18 protein-coding genes are annotated in these 16395 nt (G+C 72.7%); 7 read left to right on the forward strand and 11 right to left on the reverse strand.

Features of this window, described 5'->3' with window-relative positions; translation table 11 throughout:
* Positions 1–378 (forward strand): VOC family protein, encoded by a 378-nt coding sequence (locus AB0J46_RS20565; RefSeq protein WP_364333958.1) that lies wholly within the window; start codon positions 1–3, stop codon positions 376–378.
* On the opposite strand, the gene AB0J46_RS20570 is transcribed toward AB0J46_RS20565, so the two are convergent.
* On the reverse strand, positions 375–1271 hold the full coding sequence (locus tag AB0J46_RS20570) for a TIGR03619 family F420-dependent LLM class oxidoreductase (RefSeq protein WP_364333961.1): 897 nt from the start codon (positions 1269–1271) through the stop codon (positions 375–377). The two genes, AB0J46_RS20565 and AB0J46_RS20570, sit on opposite strands and share 4 nt — an antisense overlap.
* 22 nt (positions 1272–1293) lie before the next feature.
* On the opposite strand from AB0J46_RS20570, the gene AB0J46_RS20575 reads away from it, so the two are divergent.
* On the forward strand, positions 1294–1485 hold the full coding sequence (locus tag AB0J46_RS20575) for a hypothetical protein (RefSeq protein WP_364333964.1): 192 nt from the start codon (positions 1294–1296) through the stop codon (positions 1483–1485).
* 68 nt (positions 1486–1553) lie between these two features.
* Here the strand turns inward: AB0J46_RS20575 and AB0J46_RS20580 are convergent, their stop codons facing one another.
* Positions 1554–1868, reverse strand: a complete 315-nt coding sequence (locus AB0J46_RS20580; RefSeq protein WP_364333967.1) for a hypothetical protein — start codon at positions 1866–1868, stop codon at positions 1554–1556.
* Positions 1869–1908: 40 nt separating this feature from the next.
* On the opposite strand from AB0J46_RS20580, the gene AB0J46_RS20585 reads away from it, so the two are divergent.
* Both AB0J46_RS20585 and AB0J46_RS20590 read left to right on the forward strand, forming a co-directional pair.
* Complete coding sequence (locus AB0J46_RS20585) at positions 1909–2763, forward strand: phosphotransferase (RefSeq protein ID WP_364333970.1); 855 nt, start codon at positions 1909–1911, stop codon at positions 2761–2763.
* Positions 2764–2822: 59 nt separating this feature from the next.
* Positions 2823–3080 carry a zf-TFIIB domain-containing protein gene (locus tag AB0J46_RS20590; RefSeq protein ID WP_352331027.1) on the forward strand — a complete coding sequence of 86 codons (258 nt, stop codon included), beginning with the start codon at positions 2823–2825 and terminating at the stop codon, positions 3078–3080.
* A gap of 72 nt (positions 3081–3152) precedes the next feature.
* On the opposite strand, the gene AB0J46_RS20595 is transcribed toward AB0J46_RS20590, so the two are convergent.
* The 3 genes from AB0J46_RS20595 to AB0J46_RS20605 form a co-directional block, all read right to left on the reverse strand.
* On the reverse strand, positions 3153–4154 hold the full coding sequence (locus tag AB0J46_RS20595) for a hypothetical protein (protein ID WP_364333973.1): 1002 nt from the start codon (positions 4152–4154) through the stop codon (positions 3153–3155).
* Between the two features lie 37 nt (positions 4155–4191).
* Positions 4192–5811, reverse strand: coding sequence for an ABC-F family ATP-binding cassette domain-containing protein (locus tag AB0J46_RS20600; RefSeq protein ID WP_364333976.1), 1620 nt, complete (start codon positions 5809–5811; stop codon positions 4192–4194).
* Between the two features lie 223 nt (positions 5812–6034).
* Positions 6035–6571, reverse strand: coding sequence for a CGNR zinc finger domain-containing protein (locus AB0J46_RS20605; RefSeq protein WP_364333979.1), 537 nt, complete (start codon positions 6569–6571; stop codon positions 6035–6037).
* Positions 6572–6596: 25 nt separating this feature from the next.
* On the opposite strand from AB0J46_RS20605, the gene AB0J46_RS20610 reads away from it, so the two are divergent.
* Together AB0J46_RS20610 and AB0J46_RS20615 are read left to right on the forward strand one after the other, a co-directional pair.
* The gene (locus AB0J46_RS20610; RefSeq protein WP_352354135.1) at positions 6597–6779 is read left to right on the forward strand and encodes a hypothetical protein; all 183 of its coding nucleotides are present in this window, start codon (positions 6597–6599) and stop codon (positions 6777–6779) included.
* A 50-nt stretch (positions 6780–6829) separates the two neighbouring features.
* The gene (locus AB0J46_RS20615) at positions 6830–8599 is read left to right on the forward strand and encodes a long-chain fatty acid--CoA ligase (RefSeq protein ID WP_364333982.1); all 1770 of its coding nucleotides are present in this window, start codon (positions 6830–6832) and stop codon (positions 8597–8599) included.
* Between the two features lie 76 nt (positions 8600–8675).
* Here the strand turns inward: AB0J46_RS20615 and AB0J46_RS20620 are convergent, their stop codons facing one another.
* Positions 8676–9566: an NAD(P)-binding domain-containing protein gene (locus AB0J46_RS20620; RefSeq protein WP_364333985.1), complete on the reverse strand. Its 891-nt coding sequence runs from the start codon at positions 9564–9566 to the stop codon at positions 8676–8678.
* An 87-nt stretch (positions 9567–9653) separates the two neighbouring features.
* Between AB0J46_RS20620 and AB0J46_RS20625 the strand changes: the two genes are divergently transcribed.
* The gene (locus AB0J46_RS20625) at positions 9654–10055 is read left to right on the forward strand and encodes a MerR family transcriptional regulator (RefSeq protein ID WP_364333988.1); all 402 of its coding nucleotides are present in this window, start codon (positions 9654–9656) and stop codon (positions 10053–10055) included.
* Between the two features lie 19 nt (positions 10056–10074).
* On the opposite strand, the gene AB0J46_RS20630 is transcribed toward AB0J46_RS20625, so the two are convergent.
* From AB0J46_RS20630 to meaB, 5 genes are all read right to left on the reverse strand, one after another.
* Positions 10075–11142, reverse strand: a complete 1068-nt coding sequence (locus tag AB0J46_RS20630; protein ID WP_364333991.1) for a glycoside hydrolase family 19 protein — start codon at positions 11140–11142, stop codon at positions 10075–10077.
* A gap of 105 nt (positions 11143–11247) precedes the next feature.
* Complete coding sequence (locus AB0J46_RS20635; RefSeq protein WP_364333994.1) at positions 11248–12315, reverse strand: acyltransferase family protein; 1068 nt, start codon at positions 12313–12315, stop codon at positions 11248–11250.
* Positions 12312–12932, reverse strand: a complete 621-nt coding sequence (locus tag AB0J46_RS20640) for a TetR/AcrR family transcriptional regulator (protein ID WP_364333997.1) — start codon at positions 12930–12932, stop codon at positions 12312–12314. The genes AB0J46_RS20635 and AB0J46_RS20640 overlap by 4 nt, the downstream gene beginning before the upstream one ends.
* Positions 12933–13009: 77 nt before the next feature.
* On the reverse strand, positions 13010–15211 hold the full coding sequence (locus AB0J46_RS20645; RefSeq protein ID WP_364334000.1) for a CehA/McbA family metallohydrolase: 2202 nt from the start codon (positions 15209–15211) through the stop codon (positions 13010–13012).
* Between the two features lie 184 nt (positions 15212–15395).
* The gene (meaB, locus tag AB0J46_RS20650) at positions 15396–16364 is read right to left on the reverse strand and encodes a methylmalonyl Co-A mutase-associated GTPase MeaB (protein WP_364334003.1); all 969 of its coding nucleotides are present in this window, start codon (positions 16362–16364) and stop codon (positions 15396–15398) included.
* Positions 16365–16395: the final 31 nt, after the last annotated feature.

The following is a 16395-nucleotide window of genomic DNA, read 5'->3' on the forward strand; positions in this document are numbered from 1 at the left end:
ATGCCCGTGCAGCTGAACCACACCATCGTCGCCGCCACCGACCGGGACGCCACGGCCGCCTTCCTGGTCGACGTCCTCGGTCTGGAGCCCGCGCCGGTCTACGGCCCGTTCCGGGTCGTGACGCTGGCCAACGACGTCTCGCTCGACGTGATGCAGGCCGACGGCGAGGTGACCCCGCAGCACTACGCCTTCCTCGTCGGCGAGGAGGAGTTCGACCAGATCTGGGGGCGGATCAGGAGCCGCGGCCTGACGTTCTGGGCCGATCCGGGGCACACCAGGCCCGGCGTGATCAACACCCACGACGGCGGCCGCGGGCTCTACTGGTCGGGCCCCGACGGGCACAACCTGGAGATCATCACGGTCCCCTACGGCGGTTAGGGCGCCAGCGCCTCCAGGGCCTCCTCGGCCCGGCGCATCGCCTCCCCGGCGTCGGCGGTGACGATCTCCTTGTCGAAGTTGAGGTCGTGGAAGACGTCCGTGACGCCCTCGGCGGCCAGGGCGGCGACGTCCTGCCTGATCTGCTCGTACGTGCCGGTCAGCGGCCGGCGGGCGTCCTCGGCGCCGGCGGGCCGCACCTGCGTGACGCCGCGGCACACGTAGCGGAACGGGGCCGCGTCGCGCCCGGCGCCGGCGATCGCCTCCTTGATCAGTGCGATCCGGCCCGCGACCGCCGACAGGTCCTCCCTGCTGGAGCTGATCCAGCCGTCGGCCAGCCGGCCGGCCCGGCGCAGCGCGACCTCGGCGGTGCCGCCCAGCAGCACCTGCGGCGGCCCCGGCGCCGGCTTGGGGTCGATGTGGGAGGCCGGCACCCGGTAGAACTCGCCGTCGTGCTCGACGACGTCGTCCGTCCACGCCTTGCGCAGCAGCTCGACGAACTCCTCGCCCCGGCGCCCTCGGCGCTCCATGCCGACGCCCGCGGCCTCGAACTCCTCCGGCACCCAGCCGAGCCCGATGCCGGCGCTGACCCGGCCGCCGGAGAGGGTCTGCAGGGTGGCGAGCTGCTTGGCCAGCACGACCGGCTGCACGTACGCGTTCACCACGGCCACGCCCAGCCGGATCGTCCCGGTGACGCCGGACAGGTGCGCCAGCGTGACCAGCGGGTCGTGGACACTGCGGTAGGTCGGTCCCATGGGATGCCCGACGGGGTACAGCAGCCGCTGGAACGTCCAGAGCTCGTGGTAGCCCAGCTCCTCGGCCCGCGCGGCGATGCGGCGCATGTTCTCCGGTGTGGCCCAGGGCCCTGACTGGGGTACGGCGAAACCGATTCTCATGCTCCCAGTCTGACCGGCCCGGGTGCGCGATCTCCCACCACACACGGCACCCGCTCCGGCCGGCGCTTCGGCCACGAGCTGGACCCCGTACCAGGCGTACCGCACGCTGCAGAACTGCGTGTCGGCGGGCACCACCCTGCTCATCACGAAGGGGTACAAGGAGTACGACTGCCGCTGGGACAGCCCGTACCACATGCTCTGGCTCAGGAAGTAGGCGCGGTCAGGCTCGTCAGCGCCTGAGGGCGGCCCTTCGCGAGGGCTCGGGTGGCTTCATCCGTCATGTCACCCGTGTCCCCGCTCCCGCCGCGCCCGGGCCCGCGCCCGCTCCAGCGAGGTCGCCCGCGCCAGCGCCGCACGCGCCCGCTCGATCTCCTCCTGGCCCGGACCCTCCGCCGCCGGCTCGACCGCCCACCGCGCCGGCTCCCGGGCGGCCTCCCGGTCCACGGGCCTCCCCCGCCGGGCCGCCGCCGGACGCCGCTCCCGGCGGCGCCGGGCGGCCTCCTGATCGTGCTCGCGCATCGCCTGGGCGGCCCGCGGCGAGCTCGCCCTCAGCCACTCGCGCGCCAGCGCCGCCCACTCCCTCGCTTCCGCCATCACGACGGCATTTACCCCCAACACTGCCCAATACTCTGTACGAGTGGGTCTAGAGGAGGAACTGGCGGGCATCGCCGCGGCGTACGGCGGCACGGGCGAGCCCGTGCGACACCAGACACGCACCGACGTGGTCGTGTTACGGATGGGCGAGGTGGTGGTCAAGGCCCACTCCGCCCGCGACGAAGTGGAGCCGCTGCGCGTCCGCCTCAGGGCCGCCGCCGCGGCCTCGGTCAATGGTGTGCTGCTGGCCCCGCTGGAGGCCGAGGTGCTGACGGCCGCGGGCCGCGCGGTCAGCGTCTGGCCGGCCGGCCGCCCGGTCCCCCACGACGATCCCGGGTCCGCCCCCTGGGAGGAGGGCGCGCGGCTGCTGGCCCGGCTGCACGCCGTCCCCCTGACGGTGGTGCCGCCGATGCCGCCCGCCGGAGGCCCCGCGCGGGCCGCCCGCGCGGTGTCCAGGATGAGCGGCGACGGCCCGGTCGAGCAGCTCGTCAGGCACGCGTTCAAGGAGCTGCCCGAGCCCGCCCCGGTGCCGGGCCTGCTCACGCATGGCGACTGGCATCTGGGCCAGCTCGTCTGCCGCGACCGCTGGCTGCTCATCGACGTCGACGACCTGGGCGTCGGCGACCCGGCCTGGGACCTGGCGCGACCGGCCGCCTGGTACGCGGCGGGCCTGCTGGAGCCGGCCGTCTGGGAGCGGTTCCTCGGCGCCTACCTGGCCTCGGGCGGCCCCGCGCTCGGCCAGGGCGACGATCCCTGGCAGCGGCTCGACCTGCCGGCCCGGGCGCTCACCGTGCAACTGGCCGCCGTGGCCGTGCTCAACGCCGAGCGCGAGAACCGGGAACTCGACGAGGTGGAGCACGCGTTAATCGAATCGTGCAGCAGAATCGTCCGAGCGTGACGGGGGCCGCACGCGGTAGGTTTCAGCCTGAGACCCCGGATCCAAGGAGAGCGACTTAGATGCAGTGCCCGAAGTGCCGCGGCAACATGCGGACATATGAGCGCAACGGCGTCCACATCGAGCAGTGCGACAACTGCCGTGGGATCTTCCTCGACTATGGCGAGCTGGAGACCCTGACCCGCATGGAGTCGCAGTACCACGCCGCTCCGCCGCCGCCCCCCGCCCCCGGGCCGGCCTGGGGCGCTCCCCACCACGGCGGTCACCACTACGGCCACCACCGCCAGCGCAGCTGGGTGGGCATGCTGTTCTCGACCTGATCGCCCCGGCAGCCGCGAAGGGGCCGCGCGTTCGCGCGGCCCTTTCGCGTGTGCGGGCCCGGCTCCGGAGGGTCAGCTCGGGAAGTCGTCGGGGTTGACGGGCGCGGTACGGGCGTTGCCGCCGGTGATGGCGTGCAGGGTGACCCGCCAGTCGTGCCAGAGGATCTGGGTGGCGGTGACCGTGGTCTTGAACTTCACCGACTTCTGGAACCGCTCGAAGCTGCACTGGCGGCTGAAGGACCGGCTCTTGCCGTCCCAGTCCACGCCGTGGGTGAAATAGATCTTGTACGTGCCGTCGGGCACGCCCCTGACCTTGAACTTGGCCTTCTTGCGCACGTACACGCTGAACGTCTTGCCGCCGCCTCTGACCGCCGTTACGACGGCGTCGCGGGTGCCGCCGTTGTCGACCTCCAGGGAGCTGCGTCCGCCGAGGGAGGTCCGGCGGATGAACGCGCCGTTCTTCAGCCGCCTGTTCTGCTTGCCGCCGGCCTTGACCGTGACGACGTCGGCCGGGTAGTCACCGGCGCTCTGCAGGGCCTCGCCCGCCTTGTTCAGGGCGGTGAGCTTGGTGTTCAGGTCGCTCAGCACGGCCGAGGGGGTGCACAGCTCGCGGCTGCCGACCTTGCCCGCCGTGGAGCCGAGCTCGGTGGCGAAGTCGCGCAGGCTGGTGACGTACGCGTCGTGCTGGGCGCGGATCTCGGCGGGCGGGGCGATCGCGGACAGGGCGTCGGCGGCGCCGCTCAGCGCCTGCTCGGCCTTGTCCACGCGCTGGTTGAGCGCCTGGACGCCACGCGCGCCGGCCAGGCCGCTGATCGCGCCGGTCATCGCCTTGTGCCTGCTGTCGAGCTCGCCCTTGTACGCCTCCGGCGTCAGGGCGCTGACGGCGGGGCTGGATCCCGACGAGGGGTCGCCGCCGGGATCCCCACCGGGATCGCCGTTGAAGGCTCCGCCCTTGCCGTCCGCCACGCCGCTGACCTTCGGCTCACCGCCGGTCAGCGGTGGCGGAGAGGAGCAGGCGGCGAGCGTCACCGTCGCCAGGGCGAGAACGCAGGAGATCAACCGGGGTGAAGCCACCTGCCCCACTATTGCCCGGTTGATCCCCAGACGTCAATTACGATTCGGCCAGGCCCTCATCCCGATCCTGTCGCAGCCACCGGGTGATCCCCAGCGTCTCCAGGAACGGAACGTCGTGGCTGGCCACGACGAGCGCGCCCCGGTAGGCCGCCAGCGCCTGGGAGAGCTGGCGAACGCTGGACATGTCCAGGTTGTTCGTCGGCTCGTCCAGCAGGAGCAGCTGCGGCGGCGGATCGGCCGACAGCAGCGCGGCCAGGGCGGCGCGGAACCGCTCGCCGCCCGACAGCGTGCCCACAGGCTGGTCGGCCCGCGTGCCGCGGAACAGGAAGCGGGCCAGCCGCGCCCGCACGTCGTTGACCGAGGCCGCCGGCGCCACGGCCCGGACGTTGTCCACGACGCTCAGCGCGTCGTCGAGCACGTCCAGCCGCTGCGGCAGGTATGCCACCGGGACGTGCGCGCCGTGCTCGACGATCCTGCGCAGCAGGGTCGTCTTGCCCGACCCGTTGGGCCCGAGCAGCGCGATGCGTTCGGGGCCCCGGACGACCAGCCGGTCGAGCGCCTTGAGCCCCTCCCGGCCGGGCGTGCCGTCAGGGCCGCCGGGGCCGCCGGAACGGTCAGGACGGTCGAGCGGCAGCGTCAGCAGGGTCCGGCCGGCCGGGACGGCGGTGCCGGGCAGCTCGACGCGGATCTCGGCGTCGTCGCGCACGGCCAGCTCCGCCTCGGTCAGCCTGCCCCTGGCCTCGGCCAGCCGCTCCTGGTGCAGCGCGCGGTGCTTGCCCGCCGACACCTGGGCCTTCATCTTGAGCCCGCCGGCGACGATCTTGGGCACCTTCTTGTTCTCGAACGCCTTCCGCGCGGTGCGGCTGCGCCGGTCGAGCTTGGTCCTGGCCTCGATCAGCTCGCGCTGCTGCCGCCGCACCTCGCCCTCGGCGGTCCTGACCGTGCGCTCGGCCGCCTCCTGCTCGGCGGCGGCCTGCTCCTCGTAGGCGCTCAGGTTGCCGCCGTACAGGCGCACGGCGGCGTCGCGGAGCTCGGCGACCTGGTCCACGAGATCGAGCAGCGCCCGATCGTGGCTGACCACGACCAGCACCCCGGGGTACGCCGAGACCGCGGCGTAGAGCCGCCGCCGGGCGTCCAGGTCGAGGTTGTTGGTGGGCTCGTCGAGCAGCAGCACGGCGGGGCGCTTGAGGATCTGCGCGGCCAGCGCGACCATGACGGCCTCGCCGCCCGACAGCGTCGCGACCGTGCGGTCGAGCCCGACGTGGCCGAGCCCGAGCCGGTCGAGCTCGGCCCGCGCGCGTTCCTCGACGTCCCAGTCGTCCCCGATGGCGGTGAAGTGCTCCTCGGCGACGTCGCCGCTCTCCACGGCGTGCAGCGCGGCCCGCTTCCCGCTGATCTCCAGCAGGTCGGACACCGTGCGGCTGCCCTCCAGCGGCACGTTCTGCGGCAGGTACCCCACCTCGCCGGTGACCGAGACCGAGCCCGATCCGGGGGTCAGCTCCCCGGCGATGATCTTGAGCAGGGTGGACTTGCCCGACCCGTTCGCCCCGATGAGCCCGGTACGTCCGGCGGGGAAGGCGGCGTCGAGACCGTCGAGCACCATGGTCCCGTCGGGCCAGCCGAAGGACACGTGATCGACGACAATGGAAAAAGACATGTGGCGGCTCCCATCACAAAAATCGAAATTTCGTGACTTGGCGGGAACACCGCTGCGCGCGCGACGACCAGACAGCTTGAGCTGCGAAGAACCGGGGCGAAGAGGTCGCCGAGGTCGAGGTGCGCACGCGACAGAGCCCGTGACCGGGCGGTAGGCGCGGTGCCCGCGGCCTCAGATCCTCACGTCAGCTGCCCCCAGGGGTCGGCGATACGACCCCGACACATTACCCGAAACACGGCCGACAGGCAACGTCCCGGGCTCGATGGGCGGCCACGTTGACCCGGTTCGCGCAGGTCAGCGAGCAGAATCGGCGCCGCCCGTTACGCGAGGTGTCCACATAGACGGTCTCGCACCCCGTCCGGTCGCACCGCCCGAGCCGCCGCCCGTCGGAGAAGCACACGGCCATGGCCAGCCCGCCCGCGGTGGTGTCCTTGGCCCTGGAGACGATGTCGGCCTCGGTGGAGAAGAAGTGCAGGTGGGGTTCGAGGCCGTCATGGGTGCTGATGTGCGGCCTGGACGCGGTGATCTCCAGCAGCTCGTTGATCAACCGCACCTGGACGCCGAGGTCGGGCTCCCCGAAGACGGGGGCCAGCCGGCGCGCCCAGGCCGCCAGCTCCGCCGCCTGGGCCGGGGTGACGTCCGTGCGCCACATGGCGTTGGCCGTGAGCGTCTCCCGCACCGCGGCCGGGCTGAAGTCGCTCGCGTTGACCAGGGCCGCGGCGAGTTCGGCGCCGTTGCCGCCGTAAGTGTTGAAATGCACAAGGTCATTACATCAGGTTGGAGTCATGCATCCCGGAGAGCCGCACGACCCCTTCGCCCTGACCCTCGTCTCCTCCCACCGCACGTCCGAGGGGCTGGTCTCCTACCTGCGCTGCGCCTGCGGCGCATGGGAGGTGCGCACGTCCAGGACGGTCGCCAGCGCCGGCCCGCCCCCGGCCGGCGGCAGGTCGATCACGGCCATCGACTGATCCGGCGCACTCGTCCTAGAGTCGGCGGCACACCCCTCAGGAGGTCAGGCATGTCCAGCATTCCCTCCCTGCTGCGCGACCGGATCACGGCCACCCCCGACGCCGAGGCGTACCGGGTGCCGTCGGGCGAGGCGTGGACCTCCCTGTCGTGGAGCGAGGTCGGCGAGCGCGTCCGCGGACTGGCGCTGGGGCTGTCCGGGCTCGGCGCGGGGCCCGGCAGGCGCGTGTCGATCCTCTGCTCGACCAGGCTCGAATGGATCCTCGCCGACCTGGCCGTGCTCTCCACGGGCGCGGCCACCACCACCATCTACCCGTCGAACACGGCCGCCGAGTGCGCCTTCGTCATCACCGACTCCGGCAGCACGATCGTCATCGCCGAGGACGACGAGCAGGTGGCCAAGCTCAGGTCCGTGCGGAAGGAGCTGCCCGACGTCACGTGCGTGGTGGTCGTGGACGGCTCGGCAAGCGACGACGGCTGGGTGGTCACCCTCGACTCGGTCAGCCAGGGCGAGGGTGACGCGCCGGACGACTACGACGCCCTGGTGGACGCCATCGCCCAGGACGACCTGGCCACGCTCATCTACACCTCCGGCACCACCGGACGCCCCAAGGGCGTCGAGCTCACCCACGACAACTGGCTGTTCGCGGCCGGCTCGGTCCGCGAGATCGGCCTCCTGTCCCCCGCCGACCTGCACTTCCTGTGGCTGCCGCTGTCCCACTCGTTCGGCAAGCTGCTGGAGGTCGTGATGATCGACATCGGCGTCCCGACCGCGATCGACGGCCGCCTCGACCGCATCGCCGACAACCTGGGGGCGCTGCGCCCGACCGTGATGGCCGCCGCGCCGCGCATCTTCGAGAAGATCCACAACACGGTCGTCGCCACCGTGCGCCGCGAGGGCGGGGTCAAGCTGCGCATCTTCGAATGGGCGCGGGAGACCGGCCTGCGGGTCAGCAGGGCGCGGCAGCGCGAGGCGGCCGTCCCGCTCACCACCCGGGTCGAGCACGCGCTGGCCGACCGGCTGGTCTTCGCCAAGCTGCGGGCGCGCTTCGGCGGCCGCATCCGCTTCTTCATCTCCGGGGCCGCGCCGCTGTCGCGGGACGTGGCCGAGTTCTTCGACGGCGCCGGCCTGACGATCCTGGAGGGGTACGGCCTGACCGAGTCGTCGGCGGGCAGCTTCCTCAACCGGCCCGAGTCGGTGCGGTTCGGCACGGTCGGCCCGCCGCTGCCGGGCACCGAGGTCCGCATCGCCGACGACGGCGAGATCCTCATCGGCGGGCGCGGCGTGATGCGCGGCTACCACGGCCTGCCCCAGGAGACGGCCGAGGCGCTGGCGGACGGCTGGCTGCACACCGGCGACATCGGCGAGCTCGACCAGGCCGGCCGGCTGCTGATCACCGACCGCAAGAAGGAGCTGATCAAGACCTCGGGCGGCAAGTACGTCGCCCCCACCTACCTGGAGGGCCGGATCAAGGCCGCCTGCCCGTTCGCCTCGAACGTGTTCGTGCACGGCGACCGCCGCAACTACGTGACGGCGCTGGTCACCCTCGACATGGACGTCGTGCGCCCATGGGCCGAGGCAGAGTCGCTGCCGGCCGACCCCGAGGCGCTGTGCGGGCACCCGCGCATGCGCGAGGAGGTCGACAAGGCGATCCGGCAGGTCAACGCCGACCAGGCCAGTTACGCCACGGTCAAGAAGTTCGCGATCCTGGCCGGCGACTTCACCGTGGAGACCGGCGAGCTGACGCCCAGCCTGAAGATCAGGCGCAAGGCCGTCGAGGAACGCCACGCCGACGTCCTCGACGGCTTCTACGCCGACTGACGACGCCCGCCGACCGACGGCGGCGGGCCCGAGGACCCGCCGCCGTCCGGCGAGCCTGGTGCCGGGGCCCGTCGTCTCACTCCTGGCCGGAGGGCTTGCGGAACTGCTCGATCAGCGCCGTGTAGCCCTCGCCGCCGTGGCCCGCCGCGACGGCCCGGCCGGCCAGCTCCCTGATGAAGCGCGGCAGCGTGGCGTCCACGCCGTGCGACTCGCTCTCGTGCACGAGGTGGTCCATGGCCGCGACGTGCGTGTCGAGGGTGGAGTCGGTGGCCGGGTGCGCGCCCTCGTCGATCTGCCGCGCGTAGTCGGCCAGCCAGCCGGCCACGGTCTCGACGCCGTTCCGCGCGACCGGGACGAACGCCGCCGCCTCCACCCCGGCGGCCCCGAGCAGCGCCGCGCCCTGGAGGAAGCCGTTGAGGATGTTCCACATCAGGCTCAGCACCCCGACGTCGTAGAGCGCCGACAGGCCGTGGTCCGCGCCGAGGTACGTCGTCGCGCCGCCGAGGCTGCGCAGGGCCGGTTCGTGCAGGTCGAAGGCCGATCGCGGGCCGCTGTAGAGCAGGGCGGCCGCCGGGGTGCCGATGGCGGCGGGGGTGGTCATGATCGCGCCGTCCAGGTAGGCGCCGCCGTGCCGCGCCACCCGCGCGGCGGTGTCGCGGGCCTCGGCGGAGGTGCCGGAGGTGAGGTTGACCAGCACCCGGCCGTCCAGGGCTTCGCCCAGCGGGTCGAGCACCTCGCGTACGGCGTCGTACCCGGTCAGGCAGACGACCACGAGCGGGGCGGCGGCCACGGCCTCCAGCGCCGACCCGGCCCGTACGGCGCCCTGCCCGGCCAGCCGCTCGGCCCTGGCCGCCGTACGGTTCCAGACGGTCGTCGGCCGGCCGTCGCGCAGGAACGCCCCGGCCAGCGCCTCCCCCATCAGCCCCAGGCCGAGGACGGTCACGGGGGTACGGCTTTCCTTCGTCATCACAGTCGCTCTCCCAAAAGAGGTGGTTCAGCAGCTATGGGAGAATCGTCAACGTTCAGACCGGTATGAAGGTCAAGGGGGACGGCCGTGCTGATCGGTGACCTGAGCCGGCGGACCGGGGTCCGCCCGCACCAGTTGCGCTACTACGAGGCCCAGGGCCTGCTGGAGCCCGGCCGCCGCGCCAGCGGCTACCGCGAGTACGACGACGGGGCCGTGCTGACCGTGGCCCAGATCAGGAAGCTGCTCGACGCCGGGCTGTCGACCGACGAGATCGCGTACCTGCTGCCCTGCGTCACGGGCCCCGACCCCGATCTGGTGCCCTGCCCCGAGCTGCTGGACACGTTGCGCGCCCGGCTGCGCGGCCTCGACGAGCAGATCGACACGCTCAGCCGCTCCCGGCGCGCCCTGCGCGGCTACCTGGAGACCACCGAACGGCGCGCGCCGGCCGATCAGGCCGGCCGGGCCCCCGCGGGAGCGCGGCCGGCCTGATCGGGCGCCGGGGAGGCGGTCAGCAGGACAGGTTGCCGCCTGGCGCGACACCGAGGATCTGGGTGAACCGCTGGTAGGCGTTGACCCGGCTCTGCACCTGGCCCGGGTTGCCGCCGTTGCACTCCAGGCTGCCGTTGATGCTGCGGATGGTCTCGCCGAAGCCGCGGCTGTTGACCATGGCGTCGTGCGGGGTCATGGTGCCGGGGCCGTTCTGGGTCATCCAGTACCACAGCGCGGTCTTCCAGGCCACGGACGCGTTCCGTTCCACCTGCCAGGGGTCGTTCAGCAGGTTGATGCCGAGGGCGTCGCCGGCGGCCTTGTAGTTGAAGTTCCAGCTCAGCTGGATGGGCCCGCGGCCGTAGTAGGCGGCCTGCCCGGCCGGGCAGCCGTAGGGCTGGGTCGCGTCGCAGTAGTGCGGGTAGTTCGCGGTGTTCTGCTCGACGATGTAGACCAGCCCGCCGGTCTCGTGGCTGACGTTGGCCAGGAAGGCGGCGGCCTCCTGCTTCCTGACGGTGGCCGAGCCGGTCCCGGCGAAGGCGGGAAATGCGGCGATCGCCGTGGTCAGGCCGCTGTAGCTGTAGAAGGAGTTGCGGCCGGGGAACATCTGGTCGAACTGCGCCTGACTCACCACGAAGCCTCCCGGGTCCGGCGGGTCGGTGGGCGTGCCGCCGCCGTCGCACGCGTACGGGTCCCAGTACCAGGTGCTGATCACGGGGTCGTAGCCGGGATTGTCGTGGACGGCGATGTAATAGTTGCCGTCGGTGTATCGCACGATGCTGCCGGTGGCGTAGTACCGGCCGGCCACCCAGTTCGGGTGGTCGCAGCCGGGCGTGGGGGTACCGCCGCCGCCCCCGCAGGCGCCCTGGTCGGCCCAGACCGCGGCGGTGCCGGGGGTCTCGTTCTGCGTCCACCACCTGGCCGACCAGTTGTGCCCGCCGCGGGACACCACCGCGCCGCCGTTGTAGGCCGTCGAGGCGTTCCACGGCGTCGCGCACGTGGCCGCCCCGGCCGGCGGGGCCGGCACGACGGCCGACAGGACGCCCGCCACCAGCAGCGCGGCGGCGAACAGCGTCAGGCTCCGGCGCACCCCGATCACTTCCCTTCACGGAATCTCTTAAGAAAGTTTCCTAAGAGTTAGCGCGATGGTGGCACGCCGCCGAGGGCCCGGCAAGGCCCAAAGTCAAGCCCGCAGTCAGAGGATGCGCCTGGCCCCCGGCAACGACCGGACCGCGTACGCCAGCCCCCAGCACAACGGCAGCGACACCGCCAGCACGAGGGCGAACTTGACGACCGCCGCCGCGTGCAGCCCCCGCACCGCCCAGGCCACGGCGACCAGCACCAGCGGGTGGATGACGTAGACCGCGTAGGCGTTGCCGGACAGGAACCTGCCGCGCGGCCCCTGCCGGGCGAACCGCTCCCTGAACAGCACCACCAGACCGACGATCATGCCGACGGCGAACACGGACTCCCACAGCGCGTTGATCGCGACCGCGACCAGGCCCGTGGTCAGGGCCGCGGGCGGCAGCAACACCACGGTCGCCACGCCCGCGACGACGAACCCGGCCCGCCCGGCCCGCCTGGGCAGCGCCTCGAACCAGCCGCGTCGGAAGGCGACCACTCCGGCCGCGAACATCGCCGCGTACTGCGGCAGGAAGTAGGGCGTGGGCAGCCCGAGCACCGGCACGTACGTGCCCTGCGGCACCGGGATCCGCCACAGGAGCGTGGCCGCCGCCAGCCCGAGGGTGAACAGCACGACCCCCTTGAGGCTCGGCGCCCCGACTCTCTCCGCGCCGGCCCGTCGCCCGCCGGCACGCCGCCACCACGCGTAGAGCAGGGCGAAGACGATCAGCACCTCGACGAACCACATCGGCCCCGGGTCCCACGAGACGACGTACCACTTCCAGAACGGCATGCCGTGCTCGCCGATCGTGAGCAGCGGCCGCAGCAGCAGGAGGAAGACCAGCAGCGGCACCCCGAGCCTGACCAGCCGGTCGCGGACGAACGCGCGCCCGCCCTTGCGGTCGTGGGAGCCGGGGGTGAAGAAGCCGGAGATGAGGAAGAAGAACCCCATGAAGAACGCCTGGTTGAGAACCACCAGGATGTCCAGCGCCGTCCCGGAGGGGTCGGCGGCCGGCTCGGTGTAGTACCACAGCGGGATGTTGCCGTACGTGACGGCGACGTGATGGGCGACGACCAGCGCGGTCAGCAGCACGCGCAGGTTGTCGACGGCCAAGAGTCTGGTGCCGGTCTCGGTCTTCATCGCCTGCATGCCCTCTCGAACAGGTCGGCCAGCTCCGCGGCGTGCGCGTCGAGGTCGTGGTCGGGGTTCGCCACCCAGTAGGCGAACATGTCGTCGATGGCGGAGAAGTGGGTGATGGCCATGACGCGGCGGTCGAAGTCGCGGAACTCGCCGCTGGACTGGCCGTAGGCGTAGATCTGCTCCATCACCTGGTAGAGCTCGTCGTTGGCGTTGACGCCGTAGCGCGGCTCCCCGTCGGCGGTGCGCAGGTTGTAGAAGATCTCGCCGAGGGCCTTGAGCCGGGTGCGGTGGTCGCGCATGTGCTCGGCGACGGCGAGGATGTGCGTGCGCACCATGGCGGTGGGGCCTTCGACGCCCTCCATCCGCGCCATGACGTGTGTGGCGATCTCGCCGTAGACGCTGTTGACCACCTCCTCCATCAGCTCTTCCTTGCCGGCGAAGTGGTAGGAGATGACGCCCTTGCTGATGCCCGCGTGCTGGGCGATGCGCGCCAGCGACGCCTGACCGAACCCGACCTCGGCGATCACCTCCACGGCCGAGGCGATGATCTGCGCCCGCCTGGCCTCCTCGATGAACGAGCGCACCTTCTGGCCACCCGACTGATTTTCTGACCGCATGGCCAAAATCTAGCACAGGCGGCCAGAAACGCGCGGGTCAAGCATCGTGCGGGAGTCGGGAAACCGCGAGCCGGGGGTCAGGACAGGCGGTCGCGGTAGACCGCTCTGGCCTGGTCCAGGAGGGCGACGTGGTCGGCGAGCTGGCCGGGGGCGGTCAGGCGGGCGTGCGACCTGATCAGCTCCTCCAGCAGGTCCAGCCACTCCAGGCACCAGCGCACGTCGTCCCGCCTGGCCACCCGGCGGCCGGCCACGTCCACGTAGACGGGGCTGGTCAGGGCGTAGCCGGTGCCGGTCATGGTGCGCGGGTGCGGGTCGCACACGACCTCGGCCAGCACGTACGTCGGCTCGTCCACGCGCAGGTCGGCCGTCACGGTCAGCCGCTCCTCGCCGTCCGGGCGCCGCTCGCCGTCCGGGCGCCGCTCGCCGTCCGGGCGCCGCTCGCCGGCTGGGAGTCGTTCCGCGCCCGCGCGCACGCCCTCGGCCGTGCGGACGCGCACGGCGGTCACCTCCGGGCCGATCGCGGTGGCGGTCACCCGGACGTGGTCGCCGGGGCGGGCGTCGATGACGTGGCCGGGGCCGTGCCCGTCCACCGTCAGCTCCAGCCACGGGCCGGTGGTGGCGAACGTGCGGCCCGCCCGTACCGCGTCGGCGAACGCGCGGGCGGTCAGCTCGCCCTCCACCCGGGCGTAGACGCGGGCCCAGCCGGGCGGGTTGGACTGGTTGTCCGAACGCGTGAAGGAGATCATCGAGTCGGTCCCGGCGGTGACGGCGAGCCGGTTGCCGGCGCCGATCAGCCGCCGGTAGACGGCCGCCGTGGACGGGATCGAGGCGTGGGTGAGCACGTCGAGGCTGTCCACCAGGCCGAGCGCGGCGTCGGCGACCAGCTCGCGGGCGGCGCAGTTGCGCGGCGCCGGGGAGACGACGGCCCTGGGCGGATCGCCGTCGGCGAGCGGCGTGGCGAAGGGGTGGCTGTAGCCGAGGACCGCGCCGAGGCCGCGCAGCTCGCGCAGCCCCTCGGCGTTCGGCGGCCAGTCGGCGTCGCCGGCGAACCCGGTGTGGAACCGGCCCGGCGCGCGCTCCGGGGCGAAGGCGTAGACGTGGCCGAGCAGGTCGTTGCGGTACTCGACGCCCATGCGGGCCAGGTGGGTGGCGTCGGACCAGGGCAGGTCCTCCCCCGCCCAGTGGTCGAGGGCCTCCCGGTCGTAGACCCGCGACCCCGAGACGTTCCCGGCGAGCAGGTTGAGCACGTGCAGGTCCTCGCCGAGCTGGGCGGCGGCCGCGTCGGCGGGCAGGCCCACCAGGTCGCCGGCCCAGTTCAGGTGGACGTGCAGGTCTCCGCCGTACCAGCCGCGGGCGGCGGCGTCGTAGAGGCGTTCCGGGGTGAGCCGGACCACGCGTTCCTCGCCCGGGGCCAGGGTGACGTCCAGGGCGGACTCGGCGTACTCCATGCCACGGGTGACGGTGATCGTCAGCGGTTCGGCCGGAACGTCGAGGGTGCGGCCGTCACCGTGGAAGTAGGGCCTGCCGTGGTAGTCGTGCCGGGCCGGGACGCCGGGCGGGTACCAGCCGCGGCCGTCCCGGGAGGCGACGCTCCACCGGCACGGCTCCCCCGCCACCAGCGTGAGCCGGGCGGCGGGGACCGGGCGCAGCAGGGGATCCAGCCGGACGCGCTGCCCGTCGGCCACGATCACGCTGCCGGCGTCGGCCTCGACCAGCCAGACCCCGTGGGGGGCCAGCTCGCGGCGGGCGTCGTCCACGCTGACCGGGCAGGGGGTGTCGCGGGAGGAGTCGACGAGCAGGAAGATCTTCTCCGCACCGCGCCCGGAGGGCGGCGGCGGACCCTGAACGGCCGTCGCGGGCCGGGCGTCCGTGACCGGCACCGCGCCCACCCAGCGCGGGCCCGAGTGCGGCTCTCCCGGGGTCAGGACGGTGATCGGCGCTCCGCGCAGCTCGATCCGGTCGGGGCCGACGCGGAGCGCGGTCAGGTGTGGCGGCAGCTCGCCGGCGAGGGCGTCGCGCAGCACCCGGTCGTAGTCGGGCTCGGCGAGGTGGGCGGCCAGCCGGTCGATCGGCTGGCCCGGGTGCAGCCGCACGGCCTCCTCGAAGGCCAGGCGCCAGAACGTGCCGAACAGCGAGGGCGGCAGCACCCTGCGCCGGGCGAAGAACTTCACATAGTGGATCTCCGGCTCGCCCCAGGTGATGCCGTGCTCGGCCAGCAGGCGGCCGTACTCCTCCAGGGCCTCCGTGACCGTTCCGGGCAGCATCGGTTCCGCACACATCTGCGCTTCTCCCCACGTCGGTTGCGCGACATCGTGACATGTCCCGCTCAAGCCGTCGGATCGCAGATGACGCTGCGGATGCGGATATTTCTCCCCCGGGCGCAAGTCTGTTCCTCCGGGGAGTGGACAGCTCCCGGCGCCCGCCGCCGGACGTCAGGACCGCTCGAACACCGACGGCCGGACGTCAGGGCCGCTTGAACACCGACAGCAGGCGGTCGGCGGCGAGCGCGGGGGTCAGCTCCCCCGCCAGCACCTCACGCTCGACCTCCGCCGTGATCGCCGCCACCTCGGGGTCGTGGCGCAGCTCGGCGAGCAGGCGGTCGCGGACCAGCGTCCAGGTCCACTGGACCTGCTGGCGGCGGCGCTTGGCGGCCAGGTCCAGCGAGTCCTGATGGGCCAGGATGCGCCGCCACAGCTCCTCCAGGCCGTCACCGGTGAGCCCGCTGCAGGTCAGGACGGGCGGCGGCCCGGCGTCCGAGCGGAGCATGCGCAGCGCTCCGGCCAGCTCCCTGGCCGCCTTCCTGGCCGCGAGCTCGTACTCGCCGTCGGCCTTGTTGACCGCGATCACGTCGGCCAGCTCCAGCACCCCCTTCTTGATCCCCTGGAGCTGGTCGCCGGTACGGGCCAGGGTGAGCAGCAGGAACGTGTCCACCATGTCGGCCACGGCGGTCTCCGACTGCCCGACCCCGACGGTCTCGACCAGCACCACGTCGAACCCGGCGGCCTCCACCACGACCATGGCCTCCCTGGTCGCGTTCGTGACGCCGCCGAGCGTGCCGGAGGTCGGCGACGGGCGGATGAACGCCGCCGGATCGACCGACAGCCGGGCCATCCGGGTCTTGTCGCCGAGGATGCTGCCGCCCGTCCTGGTCGAGGAGGGGTCGACGGCCAGCACGGCCACCCGGTGCCCCTGGCCGGTGAGGTACGTGCCGAGCGCGTCGATGAACGTGGACTTGCCCACGCCGGGCACGCCCGAGACGCCGACCCGGCGGGCCCGGCCGGACAGCGGGGTGAGCTCGACGAGCAGCCGCTGGGCCAGCGCCATGTGGTCCGGTCTGGTCGACTCGACCAGGGTGATCGCGCGGGCGATCCACGTACGGGAGCCTGCCCGTACGCCTTGGGCGTAGTCCTCCAGCGAGCGCACGCGGTTCACCCCTTTCTTCTCATTGATCAGCCTAACTTCT

Origin of the sequence: Nonomuraea sp. NPDC049758 (assembly GCF_040674635.1) — a bacterium.
Lineage (GTDB): Bacteria > Actinomycetota > Actinomycetes > Streptosporangiales > Streptosporangiaceae > Nonomuraea.

Bases quoted from the DNA above. Each gene is read 5' to 3' on its own strand.
- AB0J46_RS20620 (WP_364333985.1), bottom strand. From the start codon at position 9,566: ATGACGAAGGAAAGCCGTACCCCCGTGACCGTCCTCGGCCTGGGGCTG.
- AB0J46_RS20635 (WP_364333994.1), bottom strand. From the start codon at position 12,315: ATGAAGACCGAGACCGGCACCAGACTCTTGGCCGTCGACAACCTGCGC.
- AB0J46_RS20565 (WP_364333958.1), top strand. From the start codon at position 1: ATGCCCGTGCAGCTGAACCACACCATCGTCGCCGCCACCGACCGGGAC.
- AB0J46_RS20640 (WP_364333997.1), bottom strand. From the start codon at position 12,932: ATGCGGTCAGAAAATCAGTCGGGTGGCCAGAAGGTGCGCTCGTTCATC.
- AB0J46_RS20610 (WP_352354135.1), top strand. From the start codon at position 6,597: ATGCATCCCGGAGAGCCGCACGACCCCTTCGCCCTGACCCTCGTCTCC.
- AB0J46_RS20615 (WP_364333982.1), top strand. From the start codon at position 6,830: ATGTCCAGCATTCCCTCCCTGCTGCGCGACCGGATCACGGCCACCCCC.
- AB0J46_RS20570 (WP_364333961.1), bottom strand. From the start codon at position 1,271: ATGAGAATCGGTTTCGCCGTACCCCAGTCAGGGCCCTGGGCCACACCG.
- AB0J46_RS20645 (WP_364334000.1), bottom strand. From the start codon at position 15,211: ATGTGTGCGGAACCGATGCTGCCCGGAACGGTCACGGAGGCCCTGGAG.
- AB0J46_RS20600 (WP_364333976.1), bottom strand. From the start codon at position 5,811: ATGTCTTTTTCCATTGTCGTCGATCACGTGTCCTTCGGCTGGCCCGAC.
- AB0J46_RS20590 (WP_352331027.1), top strand. From the start codon at position 2,823: ATGCAGTGCCCGAAGTGCCGCGGCAACATGCGGACATATGAGCGCAAC.